Raw genomic sequence first — 19,828 nt, forward strand, 5'->3', positions numbered from 1 at the left:
GGTCTTGCAGGCCCGCGCGGCTGCGTCGTACGGCGTCGCTCACGGCGGTGATGGCCTCATCCTGGCCTATGACACGCTTGTGGAGCTCCTCCTCAAGATGCAGAAGCTTGTCCTTTTCGCTCTGCATCATGCGGGTAACGGGTATGCCCGTCCAGCGGCTTACCACCTCGGCGATATCGTCGGCGGTAACCTCCTCGCGTATCATAGCGTTGCCGTCCTGGGTCGAACGGAGCTGCGCCTGTATGCTATTGATGTCGTCCTCAAGCTGTTTCAGGCGGCTGTAACGAATCTCAGCCACACGTTCGTAGTTGCCTTCACGCTCCGCGCGCTCGGCCTCGAAGCGCAATTGCTCCATCTGTTGCTTGTCCTGCTGTATCTTGTTGACGAGCGCTTTCTCGCTCTCCCACTTCGCGCGGTAGTTCTTCTCCTGGTCTTTCAGCTCGGCGATGTCCTTGTCAAGCTGCGCGATTTTCGACTGGTCGTTCTCCCGCTTGATGGCCTCACGCTCAATCTCGAGCTGCTTCAGACGGCGCGTTATCTCGTCAAGCTCCTCTGGAACGGAGTCACGCTCCATCCTAAGTTTTGCCGCAGCCTCGTCCATCAGGTCGATAGCCTTGTCGGGAAGGAAGCGGTCAGAGATGTAGCGTTCAGACAACTTGACGGCAGCTATGCACGCATCGTCCTGGATACGCACCTTGTGGTGGTTCTCGTAACGCTCCTTCAGGCCACGCAGAATGCTTATCGCGCTGAGCTCGTCGGGCTCGTCCACCATTACCGTCTGGAACCTCCTTTCAAGAGCCTTGTCCTTCTCGAAGTACTTTTGGTACTCGTTCAGCGTGGTGGCACCAATGCTGCGCAGCTCTCCACGGGCAAGAGCCGGCTTCAATATGTTGGCCGCGTCCATCGCGCCTTCGCCTCCGCCAGCGCCCACGAGGGTGTGAATCTCGTCGATAAAGAGTATTATGCGGCCGTTGGAGTTGGTCACTTCCTTGATGACGCTCTTCAAACGCTCCTCAAACTCGCCCTTGTATTTCGCCCCGGCAACGAGCGCTCCCATGTCGAGAGAGTAGAGTTGCTTGTCCTTCAGGTTCTCGGGCACGTCGCCACGGACAATCCTTTCGGCCAGTCCCTCGACTATCGCCGTCTTACCAGTACCCGGTTCGCCTATCAGAATAGGGTTGTTCTTTGTACGGCGCGACAGAATCTGGAGCACACGGCGTATCTCGTCGTCACGCCCGATTACGGGGTCGAGCTTGCCTTGGCGGGCCTCCTCTACGAGGTTTTTCGCGTATTTCTCGAGCGACTGGTAGTTGTCGTCGGCCGACTGCGACTGCACTTTCTGTCCCTGTCGCAGCTCGTTGATGGCCGCGCGCATGTCTTTCTCGGTGCAACCTGCGTCCTTCATTATTCGTGACGCCGTTGAGTTGACCGTAAGCAGGGCAAGCAAGAGCGGCTCTACGGACACGAACTCGTCGCCCATCTTCTCCGAAATCTCCACCGCACGCTGCAATACCGTGTTGCTGTCGTTGCTCAGATAGGGTTGTCCTCCCTGCACACGGGGCAGGCGGTTGACCTCCCTGTCGAGCACGTTCTCAATCTGCATGGCGTTAACTCCCAGCTTCTGGAAGATGTAGTTAGCCACGTCCTTGGCCTTCGCCAACACTCCTTTCAGCAGGTGTACAGGTTCAATGGCCTGCTGGCCGTTGCGCTGCGCCGTGTTGACGGCTTCCTGAACGGCCTCCTGCGCCTTAATAGTGAATTTGTCGAATGTCATATATCTGATCTCCTTTCTTTATTTTTCGTTATACGGATAATCTGCGGACGAGGCTTCATTCAGACCTCAATCCGCTATACGTAGAGTCAAATAGCGTGCCCAAAGGATATTTATGCCATTTTGACACACAATAAGACAGATTGTCAAACACGTATAACAACAAGACCCAAGACACTCTACGAATAAACAAAAGACGGCAAACGGTCACGCGAAAGACCGTCTTTTACACGATAAAAGGCCGTCTTTTGGAATGCAAAAGATGGCCTTTTAAATTCATAACAAAAGCCCGTCATCCGATAACACATCATAACCCGCACAGCAAGCTACGGTCTGTATCGCAATGAAAAGCGCAGTATTTGCTTACAGTTTTCGGTCATGGAGAATGGGAAAGGCACTCCGTTACCTCTTTACTTACAGCTTTTCTTCATGATAAAACAGCCCTAAAGCCTATTTCATCTTGTCGAATCCCTCGCCGAACACGCCGTGGCAGAAGGTCTGCGAGACGATGGCCTCGGGGTCGATAATCTTTATCGTGGTAAGTATCCCGTGCGACTCGTACTTGCGGGCGAGTACGATAAGAATGTCGACGTCGTGCTTTGAGTACCAGCCTTTGCCCTGAACAACGGTCACTCCACGGTGAATCTTGTTGTTAATCATGTCGGCTATCTGCTCATACTTCTTCGAAATGATGATAAACTGCATTGTCTGGCGCGAGCCGTTGACCACGTAGTCGCATACATAACTATATATAATGGTGAAAGCAATGCCGTAAACAATCGGTTCCATGCTGTGGAAAAGGAAGTACGACGACGAAATGATACACGTGTCGATGAGCTGTATGGCGCGCCCGAAGTTCATGTGGAAGTACTTGTTGAGCATGGCAATGATGATGTCCGTGCCGCCGGTGGAGCCGTTATGCGCGAACACCAGTCCGAGACCGGCGCCGCTCAGCACGCCTCCTATAAGCAGGTGCATGAACTTGTCCTCACCTGCCGTCACCATGGGGTACGCCTCGAACACGGGCTGCAGCGCACCAATCATGGCCGAAAGGATGGTTACGCCGATGATGGTGCGCACGGTAAACTGCTTGCTAAGCGTACGGTAGGCGATTATCACCATGATGATGTTGATACCCCAGATTGACAGTGCCGGCGGTATCTTGAACCCATAGAACAGCAAGGCGGCAATACCCGACGCGCCACCCATCACGATTTGGTCGGGCAGGATGAACGCCGTATAACCGAACGAATACATAAGAATGCCCACACAAAGGAAAAAGAGGTCCTTCATAGCTTGCTTCTTCATCTTGATGTGCAGATGAGTAATGTCTTTTATTTTATTCATGACGCGATATTATAACTTTTGCAAACTTACATAAAAAAATCCATATCCGTGCCTTTCGGCATGAATAAAATTTTATTTGCCGGTAAACGTGCATGTGGACGACATTCACCCGTAAGGCAGACAACAGCCCAAGGCCGAACATACAGTATCCTCCTTTAATACAGGCGGCAGCGTTCCTGACCGAGGCAGAGCGCGGCTTGCGAGACTGTATGCTACCGTCTGGATTATAAAATGCAGGCAATTGGATTGGAAGGCATTATAAGAAATAAGCCCGCGGATAATGTTTTGCCAATCAACAGATTAGCCGATGAACCGCAAAAGGCCACCTTTCGCATTCCAAAAGGCCGTCAATCGGGCGCTAAAAGGCCATGTTTCAGCGTGTAAAACATGGCCTTTTACAACGGCTCTGATTATCAAGCACTTACACTACGGCGGCAGAACGAGGAACTGACGGCGGCCTCCACGCCCGTAAAACGGACGTCGTGACACGTCAGGCCAATACGTTAAATACGTGAAAATATCATGGCACAAACTGCAATTAAACGGAATATTTGTTGTAATTTTGCGGTATTAAATCTAATCATCATAAGTTATGCTTAATTTAGACGACCTTTACAAAGCACGCTATGTGCTGAGTAAAATACTTCGGCATACCGACCTTGTGCATGCGCCGAAGCTTAACCCCGAGAGCGACATATACCTTAAACCCGAGAATCTGCAGATAACAGGCTCGTTCAAGGTTCGCGGCGCGTATTACAAAGTGTCGCAGCTCAGCGACGAGGAGAAGAAAAAAGGTGTCATTGCCTGCTCTGCCGGCAACCACGCGCAGGGCGTTGCGCTCGGCGCTACAAGCAACGGCATAAAGTCTATAATCTGCCTGCCCGAGGGCGCGCCGATAAGCAAGGTGGAGGCCACACGCCGCCTCGGAGCCGAAATCTGCCTCGTACCGGGCGTGTATGACGACGCCTACAAACGTGCGCTTCAGCTGCGCGACGAGCACGGATACGCGTTTGTTCACCCCTTTAACGACGACCATGTAATAGCCGGACAGGGCACCATCGGCCTTGAACTGCTTGACCAGCTGCCCGACATCGAGGCCGTTGTAGTGCCCATCGGCGGCGGCGGACTGATTAGCGGCGTGGCTTACGCCATCAAGTCGTTGAAACCCGACGTCAAGGTGTACGGCGTACAGGCTGCCGGGGCGCCAAGCATGTACCAGAGCATACACGACAACCAGCCCGTGACTCTCGGCAGCGTAGCCACCGTTGCCGACGGTATAGCCGTGAAAACACCGGGCGACCTGACCTACGAAATATGCCAGAAATACGTTGACGACATAGCTCTCGTGAGCGAAGACGAGATTTGCGCCGCCATACTCCGCCTGATAGAAGAGGAGAAGATGGTAGCCGAAGGCGCCGGAGCGGTAAGCGTTGCGGCGGCGATGTTCAACAAAGTGCCCATCAAGGGCAAGAAGACCGTCTGCCTGGTGAGCGGCGGCAACATCGACGTGAACATCCTCAACCGCGTCATCAACCGCGGACTCGACAAGGACGGACGTATCTGCACGCTGGCAATGGAGCTTGACGACAAGCCCGGACAGCTGCTTGAAGTCATCGAAGTGCTGGCCTCACTGGGCGCCAACGTGCTCAGCGTACACCACGAACGCGGCGTTTACGGCCAGAACATCAACGCCTGCGAACTGCACGTACGCCTCGAAACACGCAACCACGAACATGTAGACGCCATCAAGGAAGGACTACAGAAGAAAGGATTTAAGCTGAAATAAACCTATTATACGGTAGTTATCAGGAGTAAACAGGAGTTAGTCCGCTCCGCGGACAGGAGTTAACGGACATTAGCCTTGTACATAATTAACGGTTAAAGCCACAATAAACAACGGCAAGACAAATGTCTGTTAACTCCGGCGAGCGCAGCGAGCTAACTACGGATAACTCCCGTTAACTCCATAACCTATTAAAAATAAAAAACAATGAAAGCATTACATTCAGACAAAGCGCCTAAGGCTTTAGGCCCGTACAGCCAGGCAATAGTTGCCGGCGGATTCGTATTCGCATCAGGCCAGGTACCCATCGACCCCGCAACGGGCAACTTCGTAGAGGGCGGAATAAAGGAGCAGACACGCCAGTCGCTCACCAACGTAACCAACGTTCTTGCCGAGGCAGGCATCGACCTGACCCATGTTGTCAAGACAACCGTATTCCTTTCAGACATGGATAACTTCGCCGCAATGAACGAAGTGTACGCTACGTTCTTCAAAGAGCCCTACCCCGCCCGCTCCGCCGTTGCCGTAAAGACACTGCCCAAAGGCGCTTTGGTAGAGATAGAAGTGGTGGCAGAACTTTAAAAAGGTGAAAAAGTGAAAGGGTGAAAAGGTGAAAAAATTTTTTTATAGTAATAAGAATTCATGTTTTTTTCACCTTTTCACCCTTTCACTTTTTCACCTTTAAATATTCTTTTATCGTTTCCACGTATTCCTCAAACGCCTGCATGCCCTCCGAGGTGAGGCGGCACGAGGTGTTGGGGCGCTTCCCCACGAAGCTTTTTATTATGTCAATGTAGCCTGCCTTGCGCAGTTTCTCAAGCTGTACGCTGAGGTTTCCGGCCGTAGCTCCCGTCTGCTCGCGCAGGTAGACGAAGTCCGCCTCGCCCACGCTGACGAGCAGTGACATCACCGCAAGGCGCAGTTCGCTGTGCAATAGAGGGTTCAACGGTTTCAGCATGGACGTCGGTTTTAGTTCTTTTTCTTAGCTATGTCGAAGCCGCACATTATGCATACGGCGAAGAACAGGCAAAAACAAGAAATTCTTGAACTGCGCATTGCCGCAGTGTCGGCAAAGGTCATGACGCTCCACACCATTCCCCAATACGCCATAACGAGCACACTCTTGTCCTTGAACATGCCGCTAAGCATGAACAACGCGCACGAAAGCGGCAACACCATCAACGCAAGTATCAGCCGAGGGGCGTCGAACACGCCGTAAACCGCCGATATAATGGCAAGCCAGGCAAAGTATTTCCAACCCTGCCTTACGATACGTCCCACGATTGTCATCGGCTTGCGCCACATCTTCTCATGCACGTACGGCACGCCATAAGCCACCACGGGAACCACTATCCACAGCCCCTTAACCCACTCCGGCGTGCCAATCCATTCAAGAACGGTAAGCACCAGCCCCATCACTCCATACAAAGTAACGAAGTTAAGACGGCTGATCTCCGCCTTGCGCGAACGCTCTATCATGTCGGAAATAAGCCTAAGGCTCTCCCGTTCATTCAGTTTCTCGTTCTCCATTTTGCTTCCATACTTTATATTTGATGACTATTCCAGGCACAACAAGGCACACCAAGCCTACCATTGCCATGTCAAACGCCTGCTCTGTACCGCTGTCCTGCAAGGCCCAGCCTGCCCCCATGAGTGACATTGCGGAAAAACCGTAGTTCTCTTTGACATTCATCACCGTTGTTTGCACAGCCGACGCAAGGGCAAACAGCAACATTACGATAGGATAAATGGGCACATAAGGCCATTCATGCGCCGCTTTGTTTGGGATACAACTGAATATCACGGCGAAGACGGAAATCATCGCAAAATACATCCACGTCCATCTTATCACCTGTGAGGCAAACGTATGAGCCTGCCCTCCGTCGTACCTCCGCTTCAAGTTTATCAGGTAATAACACCAGCCTATGCCACCCATCACAACCCAAAGCAAGTTCCAAAGCGGCTCGCCCGTAGCTCCCCACGCCCACGACACGGCAATACCCGTAATACAGATAAGCACGCCCCACACTATCATTGGTGTTGCGGCATCGTTCATAACGTCACGCCTACTACGCCATATGGCGTCTCTTATTATCTCAAGGCTGCGCTCAGCGGCCAGTTTCTTATTGTCGTCCATACCGTCAATTGTCCTTTCTTGATTGCAGGTTGAGCTTTATTCCCGGTATGACAAGCTGCGTTACGGCCGACACTGCAACGCAAAGAGCCTCATAAGGACCGGGATACAACAGGGCGAAGTTCATCCAAATGACGTTGCCACCGATGAGGACGCCATACGTCTTGTCCTTCATCACGTAGGCCGTCACTGCCGAGGCGAACGTAAGCAGCAGTATGGTAACGGCCGTGATGGGCAGGTGCGTGCCATAGACCGACGCATCGCTTGACAACATCCCAATTACGGCAACCGCCACGGCAAGTATGCCGAACACCGTCCAAGTCCATCCGACGAGCTTCCATACGTACGAGCTGGGGCGGCTCTCGTTGCGCTCCCTGCGGTTCATCAAGACCTGAATGACCCATCCCACGACGCACATGGCGAACCAAAGCATGTTCCACACCGCTGTGCCCGTAAGCCGCCAGAGCAGGCACACAATGCCGCCCGTAATGCAGGTAAGCACTCCCCACATTATCATCGGCGTGCCGGCGTTGCGCTCTACGTCGCGGCGGCCCAGCTCGATGGCATTGCTTATTATCTCAAGACTGCGCTCAACGCTCATTTTCCCATCATTTTCCATAATTCGTTTCGTTGTTTAAGAGGGATGGGGAAAATGGAGTCAACCCCATTTTCCACCATCACCTGCAGGTTTATTACTCACTTACCGCGTTTCCGGCGCACTTTCTCAATGATGTTCTCAAGGCTCACGGTAACGCTGCCGGTGTCTTTCGAAATATCGAACTTTTCAATACAAACATACTCTTTGGGCAGTTCGCCGTCCATGTCGCACGTCATATTGCCGTTAGCGTCGTGCAAAACGTAGAACACCACGTCGCCGTCGGGCACGTTGCTTACCGTCACTTCGGTCTCGCCGGCCACAGCCTGCGCCATGCCTGTCTGCCCCTTGTTGGTAGCAATGAGCACTTTGCCACTGCAGTTAGGCACGTTCTCCACCTTTACCGTCACATTGTTCTGCGCCATTGCGCCTGCCGACGCCATTAACGAAAGCGCCGATAAAACCGTAATTGAAATCCATTTATTCATTACTCAAAATTCTTTTAATAGTTAACAACTCAATTTTATTCTCACCGCCTCAGACCGTCGCCCCTGCAGCAGGCAACAGCCTGGGCCAAATCCGGATTTCATCTGTAGATTCGACAGCCGTCGTCAACACCCCTGCGGGTAATAGTCAATCCTGCCGTCTCTTAACAATGCAAAGATAAATAAGTTTATAATATAAACCAAATAAACGTAAAATAAAGAGCGTTCAATTATTAAACATTAACACACAAACAGTTATTCTACCATTAATCAGCCATCAATTTAACAACAAGAAACAATCAACAATACAACAAATAACACCTGACAACACCACCGAACACGTCAAGTAAAAAGGCCATTTGAGACTAACGGCGTAACGCCCTGACACTCAATGCATTATAAAAGACCGCCTTTCGCCTTGTAAAAGGTGGCCTTTTAGGAGCTAAAAGACGGCCTTTTGGAACGCAAAAGGCCGTCTTTTGGGGTTCTTCCGCAGTTCTTGTTGGATAAAGTTAAGTATTACAGTTCGGTATAAGAATAATACTTCTTTTGAATAAAGAACTTACATTGTTTTGTAGTTCAAGCTGTCGAAGCGCGGAATGACAGATACCCACCGACAGCTTGCAGTAGGATTATTATCACATCATCATTATACCGAACTCACGTTAAGTACTATAATCATGACCTCGGAGGGAGCTATGGCGCTATGATAAGCATAGCGCTCAACAACGTGAAATACTGTTATTTATCAATATCTAAAGCGCTAACAAAACGAATATTTGAGTATATTTGCAGACAACAAAAAACACCGACAGACTTATGGATTACGACTTACGGAGATTTATCAAGGCGCAAAGCCTGCCGTATTCAGGGTATTCCACGGCACTGGAAGAAATCAAGGCAGGACGCAAACGCTCGCATTGGATATGGTACATATTCCCGCAACTTAAAGGGTTGGGGCATAGCTACAACGCCGAATACTACGGCATAGCGGAGCGTGAGGAGGCCGAAGCCTACCTTGCGGACGCCACGCTCGGCTTACGGCTTAGGGAGATTTCACTGGCGCTGCTCGCCGTTAACGGCAAGTCGGCAAGTGAAATTCTCGGCGATATAGACGCCATGAAAGTAAAATCAAGCATGACACTGTTCGACGCCATCTCCCCGGGCGACGTCTTCGCCGCCGTTATCGACAAATACTTTGACGGCAAACGCGACGGACTCACCCTGAAAATGCTTGACAGAAAACAGTCAGACCGACCGTAGCCGCCAACGGTATATAAGATAAACGTAGGTACTAATGGACAAGAAGGTTATCATCATGAACTTCTCCGGCGTGTATTCCGAGGAGCCGTTCGCCCTTAATCCACGCTTCACCCACCTTGACTGCACCCATCTGCACGGTACCGACTGCTATTGCGACAAGGACGGACAACGCGCCATACGCCGCATAATCGCGCCCTACCCTGCACAAGGCATACACTTCATCGACTCAGGCGACTACCATTATGTAACCAAATTCTGGACAGACAAGATTTCAATTCCGTTCTCATTAGTACTGTTCGACCACCACACGGATATGCAACCGTCACAGTGGGGCGGCATGCTGTCAAGTGGCGGGTGGGTGAAAGACATGGCTGACACCAATCCCTTACTTAACCACGTCATCATATTAGGCATTCCCGAGGCAAGTGTGGCGTCAATCCCCAAGGCTTATCACGACAAGGTTAAGGTGGTTACCGACGCGCAACTGCACAGCCATGCCGTTTCAAGCCGGTCGCTCGCCATCGCCGAAACGCTGTACATATCCATCGACAAGGACGTACTCGACACCAATTCAGCCCGCACAAACTGGGACCAAGGCACGCTTTCACTAGACGAGATGAAACGCATACTGTACCTTATCATGAAGCACGAACAGGTAATAGGCATTGACGTCTGCGGCGAATGCCCCGCCACACTCGGCCTGTTCAGTACTGACAATGGCATTATCATTGACGACAACGCGAACCGTGAGCTGCTCGAAATGTTCAGACAGCAGAGATTATTCTGAACAACAAGAGTTCGATACAAGCTTAATCCTTGTAAAGGGCAAAATATATCCACCATTGCGCTGACATAATAAATATATCTGACAGATAATGACTGCCGTCTGTCAGCGCATAACCATCTGGTAAACAACAAGATGACTACATAAATGACAGCTGACAGAGAAAACGGGAATATCCATCAATGTAACCCAGTTAACAAGACAGCAACCAGAAAACAAAAGCGCTCCTTCCCGTCACGGAAAGGAGCGCTATCATAGAGATATACTTCTTAATCAGATTATTCAGCCTTAGGAGCTTCTTCTGCAGGAGCTTCAGCCTTAGCCTCTTCAGCTACGGGAGCCTCAGTTGCCTGTGCTTCAGGAGCAGCAGCCTCGGCAGCCTTCGAGCGGCGGCTACGACGAGTCTTCTTGGCTGCCTTCGGAGTCTTAGCCATGTTCTCGTCATAATCAACGAGCTCGATGAAGCATATATCAGCAGCGTCGCCCTGACGGGTTCCGAGCTTGATAATACGTGTATAGCCTCCGGGACGGTCAGCTACCTTAGTAGAGATTTCCTTGAAAAGCTCTGTTACCGCATACTTGTTCTGCAAATAACGGAACACGACACGACGAGAAGTTGTGGTGTCGGTCTTTGAACGGGTAATCAAGGGCTCTACATAAGCCTTGAGAGCCTTGGCCTTTGCGAGAGTCGTAGTGATTCTTTTGTGCATTATCAGCGAAACAGCCATGTTTGCGAGCATAGCCTTACGGTGAGATGCAGTACGACTCAGATGGTTGAATTTCTTGTTATGTCTCATTTTTTCGTTAATTCTTTTTGGAATAATCGCAAGCCGTGGCCACCGCCACACAGCGGTGGCCTACGTTAGAGCGGTTATTCTTTGTCTAATTTGTACTTTGATATGTCAGTTCCAAACGACAGATTCAGACTCTCGAGCAAATCATCAAGCTCTGAAAGCGATTTCTTACCGAAATTGCGGAACTTCAAGAGGTCTGTCTTGTTATACTGTACCAAGTCTCCGAGAGTCTCGACGTCAGCAGCCTTCAGACAGTTGAGTGCACGAACTGAGAGGTTCATGTCTACAAGCTTGGTCTTGAGCAACTGGCGCATGTGGAGAACTTCCTCGTCGAATTCCTGGTTGCCCTCAACGTCGTTGTTCTCAAGAGTGATCTTCTCGTCAGAGAACAGCATGAAGTGGTAAATCAGTATTTTAGCGGCTTCTTTCAGCGCATCTTTCGGGTGAATGGAACCGTCCGTCGTAACTTCAATAACCAGTTTGTCGTAGTCTGTCTTCTGTTCAACACGATACGGCTCAACCGAATATTTCACGTTACGGATCGGAGTGTAAATAGAATCGATAGGAATAACGTTGACGTCAGTGCAGAACTCACGGTTCTCGTCTGCGGGTACGTAACCGCGGCCTTTGTTTATGGTAAGGTCTATCTGCATTGAGGCTTTGGCATCTAAATGACAAATCACCAAATCAGGGTTTAACACTTCAAATCCAGTCAGATACTTACCTATGTCGCCGGCCTTGAACTCGGTAGAATTCTCCACGGTGACACTAACTTTTTCGTTCTCGAATTCTTCTACTACTTGCTTGAATCTTACTTGCTTCAAATTCAAGATAATGTTGGTAACATCCTCTTTTACGCCAGGTACAGAGGAAAACTCATGCTCAACACCCGCTATGCGGATAGTGTTGATAGCATAACCCTCAAGCGATGAAAGGAGAATGCGGCGCAGCGAGTTACCGATGGTAACACCGAAGCCAGGCTCAAGAGGACGAAACTCGAACTTGCCGAATTTGTCGTTAGCCTCCAGCATTACTACTTTATCAGGTTTTTGAAATGCTAATATCGCCATTAATTTAATGATTTATTTAGAATACAACTCAACGATTAACTGTTCCTTTATGTTCTCGGGAATATCGGCGCGCTCCGGTTTGTGCAGAAGCTTACCGCTCTTTGTATTCTCGTCCCACTCAAGCCAAGGATACTTGCTATGGTTGAATCCTGCGAGAGCTGCCTCGATTACTTCGAGAGACTTAGACTTCTCGCGAACGCCTATAACCTGTCCGGGCTTAACTGAATATGAAGGAATGTTGACAACCTGTCCGTCAACCACGATATGCTTGTGGCCTACAAGCTGGCGAGCAGCTGCACGTGTAGGAGCTATTCCGAGACGGAACACAACATTATCAAGACGGCATTCAAGACTCTGAAGCAAAACCTCACCGGTAATGCCCTCAGCCTTTGCTGCATGCTCGAACAAGTTACGGAACTGGCGCTCAAGTACACCGTATGTGTATTTAGCCTTTTGCTTCTCTGCCAACATGACACCGTACTCAGACATCTTTCTGCGACGGTTGTTGCCATGCTGTCCAGGAGGGAAGTTTCTTCTGGACAAAACTTTGTCCGCGCCAAAGATCGGTTCTCCAAAACGGCGCGCGATTTTTGATTTCGGTCCTATATATTTAGCCATAATATTTTTAATTTGCTTTCAGCCATTCCGCATATCCTACACGGATACACGGAATGAATATTAAATGTGTACTTGATTAAACTCTTCTTCTCTTCGGAGGACGGCAACCGTTGTGCGGTAACGGCGTTACGTCTACAATTTCGGTAACCTCTATACCTGCACCGTGTACGGCACGGATAGCTGACTCGCGGCCATTACCCGGTCCCTTAACGAATGCCTTTACCTTGCGAAGTCCGAGGTCGTATGCTACTTTTGCGCAATCCTCTGCGGCCATCTGGGCTGCATACGGAGTGTTCTTCTTTGAACCGCGGAAGCCCATCTTGCCAGCTGAAGACCAAGAAATCACTTGACCTTCGCTATTTGCCAAAGATACAATAATGTTATTGAACGAGCTATGTACGTGAAGCTGACCCATTGCGTCAACCTTAACGTTTCTTTTCTTGGATGTTGCTGATTTCTTTGCCATAACTAATTATTATTTAGTAGCCTTTTTCTTATTAGCAACAGTCTTCTTCTTTCCCTTGCGGGTACGAGCATTATTCTTTGTACTCTGACCGCGAACCGGAAGACCGTTACGATGACGTATACCACGATAGCAACCAATATCCATGAGTCGCTTGATGTTCATCTGGATCTCAGAACGGAGATCACCTTCTACCTTGTACTCAGCGCCGATAATCTCACGGATTTTAGCTGCCTGGTCATCAGTCCACTCGCTGACCTTCAGGTCACGGCTTACGCCTGCCTTATCCAATATCTTTGCTGAACTACTTCGACCTATACCATAAATATAAGTCAATGCGATTTCGCCACGCTTATTCTGGGGCAAATCTACTCCAACAATTCTTATTGCCATTTTAGTTAATGATAAATTAAATAATTAATGTTTTAACCCTGACGCAACTTGTACTTAGGGTTCTTCTTGTTGATAACGAACAGGCGACCTTTACGACGTACGATCTTACAGTCGGGTGTACGTTTTTTCAATGATGCTCTTGTCTTCATATATCTCTACTAAATTATTTGTATCTGAATACTATTCTGCCCTTTGTCAAATCATAAGGACTCATCTCAACCTTGACCTTATCACCAGGAAGGATCTTGATATAATGCATCCTCATTTTCCCAGAAATATGGGCTGTGATTGGACAGCCATTCTCCAACTCTACGCGGAACATTGCATTGGATAATGCCTCTACTATCGTTCCGTCTTGCTCAATTGCATCCTGTTTTGCCATTCTTAATTAATGTATATTTCCTTCTAATTGTTCTATCTCTTCAAACGAAGACAAAATCTCCGACTCTCCTCTGCGCACAGCTATCGTATGCTCGAAATGAGCAGCAGGCTTACCGTCACGAGTCTTAATCGTCCAACGATCAGGCATCATGCAGATTGACCTGTCTCCCATTGTTATCATTGGCTCAATCGCAATGCACATACCGGTTTTCAACAATACGCCGTTACCACACGAGCCATAATTCGGTATTGACGGGTCTTCATGCATTTTCCGGCCAATTCCATGTCCAGTCAATTCACGTACGACACCATAACCGAAAGACTGACAATGTTCTTGAACTGCATTCCCGATATCGCCCACATGCTTACCAGCTACGGCATTTTCAATTCCCAGAAAAAGAGCCTCCTTAGTAACCTTCAACAGTTGTTTTACCTCAGGAGCCACTTCGCCAACACAAAAAGTATAACATGAGTCTCCATTGAAACCATCAAGCATTGCGCCACAATCTACCGATATAATATCACCATCCTTCAGAACAGTTTTATCGTCAGGTATACCATGGACAACAACATCATTTACAGATGTACAGATACTACCGGGAAACGGATTACCATAAGGATTCGGGAAATTCTTGAAGGTTGGTATTCCTCCATTATCCCGTATAAACTCTTCAGCAATCTTGTCCAATTGGAGTGTTGTAACACCCGGCGCGATATGGTTAAATATCTCACCGAGTGTTTTAGCTACTAGTTGATTTGCCTTTCGCATCAACTCGATTTCATCTTCTGTCTTGAGAAATATCTTCATTCAGTACAGAAAAATCAAATCAATATGCAGAAACAGTATTGTTGCGTCCACGAACGCGACCTGAATTGAGCAATCCATCATAATGGCGCATCATAAGATGGCTCTCAATCTGCTGCAGGGTGTCAAGTACGACTCCCACAAGGATGAGAAGCGATGTGCCACCAAAGAATTGCGAGAACGCATCCTGTACATCCAGCAATCCAGCAAGAGCCGGCATTATCGCAATGAATGCGATGAACAAAGAACCAGGCAGTGTTATACGTGACATGACGGTGTCTATGTAATCCGCCGTATCCTTACCAGGCTTTATGCCGGGGATGAATCCATTGTTACGCTTCATATCCTCTGCCATTTGGGTAGGATTCAAAGTTATTGCCGTATAGAAATACGTGAAAGCAATAATCAAAATTGCAAACACTATATTGTACAACAAACTTCTGTGATCCATCAATGAGCGAAGGAAATAACCGCTTTGATCCGTTGAATACTGCACAATTGCCAAAGGAATGAACATCAACGCCTGGGCGAAAATGATAGGCATCACATTGGCAGCAAAAAGCTTCAACGGAACGTACTGGCGTGCACCACCATATTGTTTATTTCCGACAAGCCTCTTTGCATACTGCACAGGTATCTTGCGAGTACCTTGCACCAAAAGCAATGACGCACATACGACAATGTAAAGAATAAGTATCTCGACGATGAACATGATGATACCACCACTGGTGATAGCGGTGAAGCGAGAGCTGACCTCCTGGATGAAAGCCTGGGGCAGTCGAGCTATAATACCAATCATGATTATCAAAGAAATACCATTGCCGATACCCTTGTCTGTTATACGCTCACCAAGCCAAAGCACAAACATACTGCCAGCAGCGAGTATGACTGTTGCAGGAATGATGAATACAGACCAGTCAATTCCTGACGACAAAGCTCCGTATGCCTGCACCTTAAGATTCATCAGATACGAAGGAGCCTGGAACAAAAGAATTGCAACGGTCAAAATTCGTGTATACCAGTTGATTTTCTTCCTTCCACTTTCTCCTTCACGCTGCATCTTCTGGAAATAAGGCACAGCCACTGCAAGAAGCTGCATGACAATGGAAGCCGAGATGTAAGGCATTATACCCAACGCAAAAATAGAAGCATTGGAAAATGCACCACCGGAGAACATGTCCAACAGCGACATTAAACCGCCGCTGGTCTGAGATTGCAGCTTCTGTAACATTGACGGGTCGATACCGGGCAGAACCACGAACGAGCCGAAACGATAAATTGCTACAAACAGTATGGTTATGAGGATTCGCTGGCGCAAATCCTCAATTTTCCAACAGTTCTTCAGTGTCTCAATAAACTTTTTCATTTACTTAGATTATTGTTGTGTTACCACCTGCTGCCTTGATTGCATCTTCGGCAGATTTTGAAAAGGCGTTAGCCTCTACTTCAAGCTTAGCCTTAAGCTCACCGTTGCCAAGAATCTTGACCAACTTCTTACCATTAGTCAGACCGGCAGCTTTCAATTCGTTAATGCCAATCTTTGTAAGATTCTTTGCCTCAGCAAGAGCCTGAAGCGTTGAAATATTAACCGCAAAATACTCTTTGTGGTTGATATTCTTGAAGCCTGCCTTCGGGACACGACGCTGCAAAGGCATCTGGCCTCCTTCGAAGCCAATCTTCTTCTTGTAACCAGAACGAGCTTTAGCACCTTTATGACCACGAGTTGACGTGCCACCAAGGCCAGAACCTGGGCCACGGCCCAGACGGCGACGTGAATGTGTAGAGCCTTCAGCTGGTTTCAAATTATTTAGTTTCATAATCGTTCCTTTTTAAAATGTCATTATTACTCAATAACGGTTACCAGATGATGAACCTTCCTTATCATACCACGAAGTGAGGGAGTGTCCTCACACTCCACTACTTGAGATATCTTGTGCAAGCCCAATGCGGCAAGCGTACGTTTCTGGTCCACAGGAGCACCGATTTTACTCTTGATCTGCTTAATCTTTATTGTTGCCATTTTACAGTCTCCTATCCTCTAAATACTTTATCCAGACTAATACCACGTGTCTTGGCTATTGTGTAAGCATCACGCATTTGGCTCAGCGCAACGATTGTAGCCTTAACAAGGTTATGAGGGTTAGACGAGCCCTTAGACTTAGCAAGGACATCTTTTACGCCGACACTCTCAAGAACGGCACGCATAGCACCACCGGCAACAAGACCGGTACCTGCTGCAGCAGGCTTGAGGAATACCTGAGCTCCTCCAAAAGTAGCCTCAATTTCATGAGGAACAGTACCCTTGAGAATAGGAACCTTTACGAGATTCTTCTTAGCAGCCTCGACACCTTTAGAAATGGCGGCTGTAACCTCACCAGCCTTACCAAGTCCCCAGCCGATAATACCATTGCCGTCACCGACTACAACAATCGCAGCAAAAGTAAAGGTACGACCACCCTTGGTAACTTTAGTAACACGGTTAATAGCAACCAATCTGTCTTTTAATTCAACGTCGCTATTTATTTTAACTTTATTCATTGCCATAATCGATTAAAAATTAAGTCCACCTTTACGTGCTGCATCAGCCAATTCCTTTACTCGGCCATGATAAAGGTATCCGTTACGGTCGAACACGACCTTAGAGATTCCTGCTTCTACGGCCTTTTTAGCAATAAGCTCGCCTACCTTGGCAGCCTGCTCGCACTTCGGCATAGTCTCCATTCCGAGAGAAGACGCAGCTACCAATGTGTTGCCTGTGATATCATTGATTATCTGGACATAAATCTGTTTATTGCTGCGGAAAACACTCATCCTCGGACGTTCAGCCGTACCGTTTACACGCTTACGGATTCTGAACTTTATCTTAATACGTCTTTCTATTTTCTTTGTTGTCATAATCGTAAAATGTTAAAGTTACTTAGCAGCGGCAGTCTTACCAGACTTTCTGCGGATGACTTCGCCTTGGAACAATATACCTTTGCCTTTATAAGGTTCAGGCATACGGAAAGAACGGATTTTTGCACAAATAAGTCCGAGCAATGCTTTATCGCATGATTCCAATATAATAACAGGGTTCTGATTACGTTCAGACTTGGTCTCAACTTTAACCTCGCTTGGCAATTGGATGAAAATCGGGTGGGTATATCCTAAAGCGAACTCTATGATATTTCCTTGATTTGAAACTCGATAGCCGACACCGACAAGCTCAAGCACTTTCTTATATCCTTCGCTTACACCTACAACCATGTTGTTGACAAGTGCACGGTAAAGACCGTGGAAGGCTTGCTTCTGCTTATAATTTACAGGACTGTTCTCGTCAATTTCAAACAATATGTGATTATCTTCTATCTTGACGATAATCGAAGAGTCTACTTTCTGAGAAAGCTCTCCCTTCGGGCCCTTTACATTTACAACGTTGTTATTGAGAGTTACCGTAACTCCAGCCGGAATACTAATTGGTAATTTTCCTATTCTTGACATATCTTTTTCCTCCCAATTAATATACGAAACAAAGTACTTCACCACCGATCTTAAGAGCGGCAGCTTCCTTGTCTGTCATTACACCTTTGGATGTAGATATAATCGCAATACCCAATCCGTTGATAACTCTCGGCATATCCTTATAACCGGTATACTTACGCAAACCCGGTGTTGAAACCCTCTTCAAGCACCTTATTGCGTTTTCCTTGGTTGCGGGGTCATACTTAAGCGCAACCTTAATGGTTCCCTGGGGGCCATCCTCTATAAACTTGTAGTTAAGGATGTAGCCTTTCTCGAAGAGAATCTTCGTAATCTCTTTCTTCAAGTTTGAAGCCGGTACTTCGACAACACGGTGATGAGCCATGATGGCGTTTCTCAACCTCGTCAGATAATCTGCTATTGGATCTGTCATAATATAATTGTTTAATTAATCGGGACTACCCCGACAATATTAAATAAATTTCTCTGAATGCTTACCAACTTGCCTTCTTCACGCCTGGAATGAGACCAGCTGATGCCATCTCGCGGAACTGGATACGTGAAAGGCCGAATTGACGTATATAGCCCTTTGGACGTCCAGTTATCTTGCAACGGTTATGCAAGCGGATTGGGTTTGCATTACGCGGAATGCTCTGCAGCTTGCGCGCTGCATCATAAGCCTCGGCAGGATCATTGGTTGTAGCGATGATTTTCTTAAGAGCCGCACGCTTCTCAGCATATCTTGCGACCAGTTTAGCACGCTTTACCTCACGGGCTTTCATTGATTCTTTTGCCATATCTATTAATCGTTTTTAGCGTTCTTGAAAGGTAAACCAAATGCCTTAAGGAGTGCGTAACCCTCTTCGTCTGTCTTAGCAGAAGTTACGAAGGTGATATTCATACCCTGAATCTTATCGATGGTGTCGATATTGATTTCCGGGAAGATTATCTGCTCCTGGATTCCGAGAGTATAGTTTCCACGTCCGTCAAACTTGCTTTCGATGCCCTTGAAGTCACGGATACGCGGAAGAGCGATACGGATAAGTCTCTCAAGGAACTCATACATACGCTCACGGCGCAATGTTACCATAACACCGATAGGCATCTTCTTACGAAGCTTGAAGTTGGCGATATCCTTCTTTGAATATGTAGCGACAGCTTTCTGTCCTGTTATAGTGGTAATCTCATTGATAGCCACATCGATAATCTTCCTATCTTGCGTAGCATCACCGAGACCTTGATTTACCACGATTTTCTTCAGGACAGGAATCTGCATCTTTGAAGAATAATTAAACTGTTTTTGCAGCGCGGGAGCTATCGTCTCCGCATATACCTTCTTTAATTCAGCTGTATTCATTATTTAATTTCCTCCCCTGATTTTTTTGCGATACGAATCTTCTTGCCATCTTCCGTTCGCTTGATGGCGATACGAGTAGCCTTACCGCTCTTCGGGTCAACCAGGCTCAAGTTGGAGACATGTATCGGAGCCTCCTGCTTAATTATACCACCCTGCGGATATTTAGCGCTGGGCTTCATGTTCTTGGACACCATGTTGATGCCCTCGACAATTGCGCGCTGCTTCTCCACCAAAACCTTAAGCACCTTTCCGGTCTTGCCTTTGTCCTCACCGGCCAAGACAATCACCGTGTCATTTTTCTTTATATGTAACTTGTTCATTACTTA

General features: G+C 48.0%; 29 protein-coding genes. 4 read left to right on the top strand and 25 right to left on the bottom strand.

Features of this window, described 5'->3' with window-relative positions; genetic code table 11:
• The coding region (locus H6A34_RS02465; protein ID WP_205103261.1) for an ATP-dependent Clp protease ATP-binding subunit at positions 1–1,774 on the bottom strand (1,774 nt) is incomplete at its 3' end.
• 447 nt (positions 1,775–2,221) lie between these two features.
• Positions 2,222–3,118: a YitT family protein gene (locus tag H6A34_RS02470; RefSeq protein ID WP_021947688.1), complete on the bottom strand. Its 897-nt coding sequence runs from the start codon at positions 3,116–3,118 to the stop codon at positions 2,222–2,224.
• Between the two features lie 592 nt (positions 3,119–3,710).
• Between H6A34_RS02470 and ilvA the strand changes: the two genes are divergently transcribed.
• Positions 3,711–4,904: a threonine ammonia-lyase gene (gene ilvA / locus H6A34_RS02475; protein WP_205103262.1), complete on the top strand. Its 1,194-nt coding sequence runs from the start codon at positions 3,711–3,713 to the stop codon at positions 4,902–4,904.
• A 204-nt stretch (positions 4,905–5,108) separates the two neighbouring features.
• Complete coding sequence (locus H6A34_RS02480) at positions 5,109–5,483, top strand: RidA family protein (protein WP_021947691.1); 375 nt, start codon at positions 5,109–5,111, stop codon at positions 5,481–5,483.
• 85 nt (positions 5,484–5,568) lie between these two features.
• On the opposite strand, the gene H6A34_RS02485 is transcribed toward H6A34_RS02480, so the two are convergent.
• The 5 genes from H6A34_RS02485 to H6A34_RS02505 all read right to left on the bottom strand — a co-directional run bounded on the left by H6A34_RS02485 (position 5,569) and on the right by H6A34_RS02505 (position 8,118).
• Positions 5,569–5,859 carry a winged helix-turn-helix domain-containing protein gene (locus H6A34_RS02485; RefSeq protein WP_021947692.1) on the bottom strand — a complete coding sequence of 97 codons (291 nt, stop codon included), beginning with the start codon at positions 5,857–5,859 and terminating at the stop codon, positions 5,569–5,571.
• 11 nt (positions 5,860–5,870) lie between these two features.
• Positions 5,871–6,431 (bottom strand): hypothetical protein, encoded by a 561-nt coding sequence (locus H6A34_RS02490; RefSeq protein WP_205103263.1) that lies wholly within the window; start codon positions 6,429–6,431, stop codon positions 5,871–5,873.
• Positions 6,409–7,038, bottom strand: a complete 630-nt coding sequence (locus tag H6A34_RS02495) for a hypothetical protein (RefSeq protein ID WP_205103265.1) — start codon at positions 7,036–7,038, stop codon at positions 6,409–6,411. The genes H6A34_RS02490 and H6A34_RS02495 overlap by 23 nt, the downstream gene beginning before the upstream one ends.
• 4 nt (positions 7,039–7,042) lie before the next feature.
• On the bottom strand, positions 7,043–7,654 hold the full coding sequence (locus tag H6A34_RS02500) for a hypothetical protein (RefSeq protein ID WP_205103267.1): 612 nt from the start codon (positions 7,652–7,654) through the stop codon (positions 7,043–7,045).
• A 77-nt stretch (positions 7,655–7,731) separates the two neighbouring features.
• A complete protein-coding gene (locus H6A34_RS02505; protein WP_205103269.1) occupies positions 7,732–8,118 on the bottom strand; it encodes a DUF2141 domain-containing protein in 387 nt (128 codons plus the stop codon).
• A gap of 816 nt (positions 8,119–8,934) precedes the next feature.
• On the opposite strand from H6A34_RS02505, the gene H6A34_RS02510 reads away from it, so the two are divergent.
• Positions 8,935–9,378: a DUF1810 domain-containing protein gene (locus H6A34_RS02510; protein WP_021947697.1), complete on the top strand. Its 444-nt coding sequence runs from the start codon at positions 8,935–8,937 to the stop codon at positions 9,376–9,378.
• A gap of 34 nt (positions 9,379–9,412) precedes the next feature.
• Positions 9,413–10,165: an arginase family protein gene (locus tag H6A34_RS02515; RefSeq protein ID WP_205103270.1), complete on the top strand. Its 753-nt coding sequence runs from the start codon at positions 9,413–9,415 to the stop codon at positions 10,163–10,165.
• 275 nt (positions 10,166–10,440) lie between these two features.
• Here the strand turns inward: H6A34_RS02515 and rplQ are convergent, their stop codons facing one another.
• The 18 genes from rplQ to rplX form a co-directional block, all read right to left on the bottom strand.
• Positions 10,441–10,959 carry a 50S ribosomal protein L17 gene (gene rplQ / locus H6A34_RS02520; RefSeq protein ID WP_205103271.1) on the bottom strand — a complete coding sequence of 173 codons (519 nt, stop codon included), beginning with the start codon at positions 10,957–10,959 and terminating at the stop codon, positions 10,441–10,443.
• A gap of 74 nt (positions 10,960–11,033) precedes the next feature.
• Positions 11,034–12,026, bottom strand: a complete 993-nt coding sequence (locus H6A34_RS02525; RefSeq protein ID WP_021852514.1) for a DNA-directed RNA polymerase subunit alpha — start codon at positions 12,024–12,026, stop codon at positions 11,034–11,036.
• A 12-nt stretch (positions 12,027–12,038) separates the two neighbouring features.
• On the bottom strand, positions 12,039–12,644 hold the full coding sequence (rpsD, locus tag H6A34_RS02530; protein WP_021947617.1) for a 30S ribosomal protein S4: 606 nt from the start codon (positions 12,642–12,644) through the stop codon (positions 12,039–12,041).
• 76 nt (positions 12,645–12,720) lie between these two features.
• Entirely contained in the window at positions 12,721–13,110 is a 390-nt protein-coding gene (rpsK, locus tag H6A34_RS02535; RefSeq protein ID WP_021947616.1) for a 30S ribosomal protein S11, read from the bottom strand.
• A gap of 9 nt (positions 13,111–13,119) precedes the next feature.
• On the bottom strand, positions 13,120–13,500 hold the full coding sequence (gene rpsM / locus H6A34_RS02540) for a 30S ribosomal protein S13 (protein WP_205103272.1): 381 nt from the start codon (positions 13,498–13,500) through the stop codon (positions 13,120–13,122).
• 32 nt (positions 13,501–13,532) lie between these two features.
• Positions 13,533–13,649 carry a 50S ribosomal protein L36 gene (gene rpmJ / locus H6A34_RS02545; RefSeq protein WP_006950529.1) on the bottom strand — a complete coding sequence of 39 codons (117 nt, stop codon included), beginning with the start codon at positions 13,647–13,649 and terminating at the stop codon, positions 13,533–13,535.
• A gap of 14 nt (positions 13,650–13,663) precedes the next feature.
• Positions 13,664–13,882 (bottom strand): translation initiation factor IF-1, encoded by a 219-nt coding sequence (gene infA, locus H6A34_RS02550; RefSeq protein WP_021855189.1) that lies wholly within the window; start codon positions 13,880–13,882, stop codon positions 13,664–13,666.
• A gap of 6 nt (positions 13,883–13,888) precedes the next feature.
• Entirely contained in the window at positions 13,889–14,689 is an 801-nt protein-coding gene (gene map / locus H6A34_RS02555) for a type I methionyl aminopeptidase (protein ID WP_021948236.1), read from the bottom strand.
• 19 nt (positions 14,690–14,708) lie between these two features.
• A complete protein-coding gene (gene secY / locus H6A34_RS02560) occupies positions 14,709–16,052 on the bottom strand; it encodes a preprotein translocase subunit SecY (RefSeq protein WP_021948237.1) in 1,344 nt (447 codons plus the stop codon).
• Between the two features lie 4 nt (positions 16,053–16,056).
• A complete protein-coding gene (gene rplO, locus H6A34_RS02565) occupies positions 16,057–16,503 on the bottom strand; it encodes a 50S ribosomal protein L15 (RefSeq protein WP_021948238.1) in 447 nt (148 codons plus the stop codon).
• Positions 16,504–16,529: 26 nt separating this feature from the next.
• Positions 16,530–16,706: a 50S ribosomal protein L30 gene (rpmD, locus tag H6A34_RS02570; protein WP_205103273.1), complete on the bottom strand. Its 177-nt coding sequence runs from the start codon at positions 16,704–16,706 to the stop codon at positions 16,530–16,532.
• An 11-nt stretch (positions 16,707–16,717) separates the two neighbouring features.
• The gene (gene rpsE / locus H6A34_RS02575) at positions 16,718–17,230 is read right to left on the bottom strand and encodes a 30S ribosomal protein S5 (RefSeq protein WP_205103274.1); all 513 of its coding nucleotides are present in this window, start codon (positions 17,228–17,230) and stop codon (positions 16,718–16,720) included.
• Between the two features lie 6 nt (positions 17,231–17,236).
• A complete protein-coding gene (gene rplR / locus H6A34_RS02580; protein ID WP_205103275.1) occupies positions 17,237–17,581 on the bottom strand; it encodes a 50S ribosomal protein L18 in 345 nt (114 codons plus the stop codon).
• Positions 17,582–17,599: 18 nt separating this feature from the next.
• Complete coding sequence (gene rplF / locus H6A34_RS02585; RefSeq protein ID WP_205103277.1) at positions 17,600–18,166, bottom strand: 50S ribosomal protein L6; 567 nt, start codon at positions 18,164–18,166, stop codon at positions 17,600–17,602.
• Positions 18,167–18,182: 16 nt separating this feature from the next.
• Positions 18,183–18,578 (bottom strand): 30S ribosomal protein S8, encoded by a 396-nt coding sequence (gene rpsH / locus H6A34_RS02590; RefSeq protein ID WP_205103279.1) that lies wholly within the window; start codon positions 18,576–18,578, stop codon positions 18,183–18,185.
• Positions 18,579–18,639: 61 nt separating this feature from the next.
• Positions 18,640–18,942, bottom strand: coding sequence for a 30S ribosomal protein S14 (gene rpsN / locus H6A34_RS02595; RefSeq protein ID WP_205103281.1), 303 nt, complete (start codon positions 18,940–18,942; stop codon positions 18,640–18,642).
• A gap of 5 nt (positions 18,943–18,947) precedes the next feature.
• The gene (rplE, locus tag H6A34_RS02600) at positions 18,948–19,502 is read right to left on the bottom strand and encodes a 50S ribosomal protein L5 (protein WP_205103283.1); all 555 of its coding nucleotides are present in this window, start codon (positions 19,500–19,502) and stop codon (positions 18,948–18,950) included.
• Positions 19,502–19,822 carry a 50S ribosomal protein L24 gene (gene rplX / locus H6A34_RS02605; protein ID WP_205103285.1) on the bottom strand — a complete coding sequence of 107 codons (321 nt, stop codon included), beginning with the start codon at positions 19,820–19,822 and terminating at the stop codon, positions 19,502–19,504. Before rplX ends, rplE begins: the two co-directional genes overlap by 1 nt.
• Positions 19,823–19,828: the final 6 nt, after the last annotated feature.

Origin of the sequence: Marseilla massiliensis (assembly GCF_016899855.1) — a bacterium.
Lineage (GTDB): Bacteria > Bacteroidota > Bacteroidia > Bacteroidales > Bacteroidaceae > Prevotella.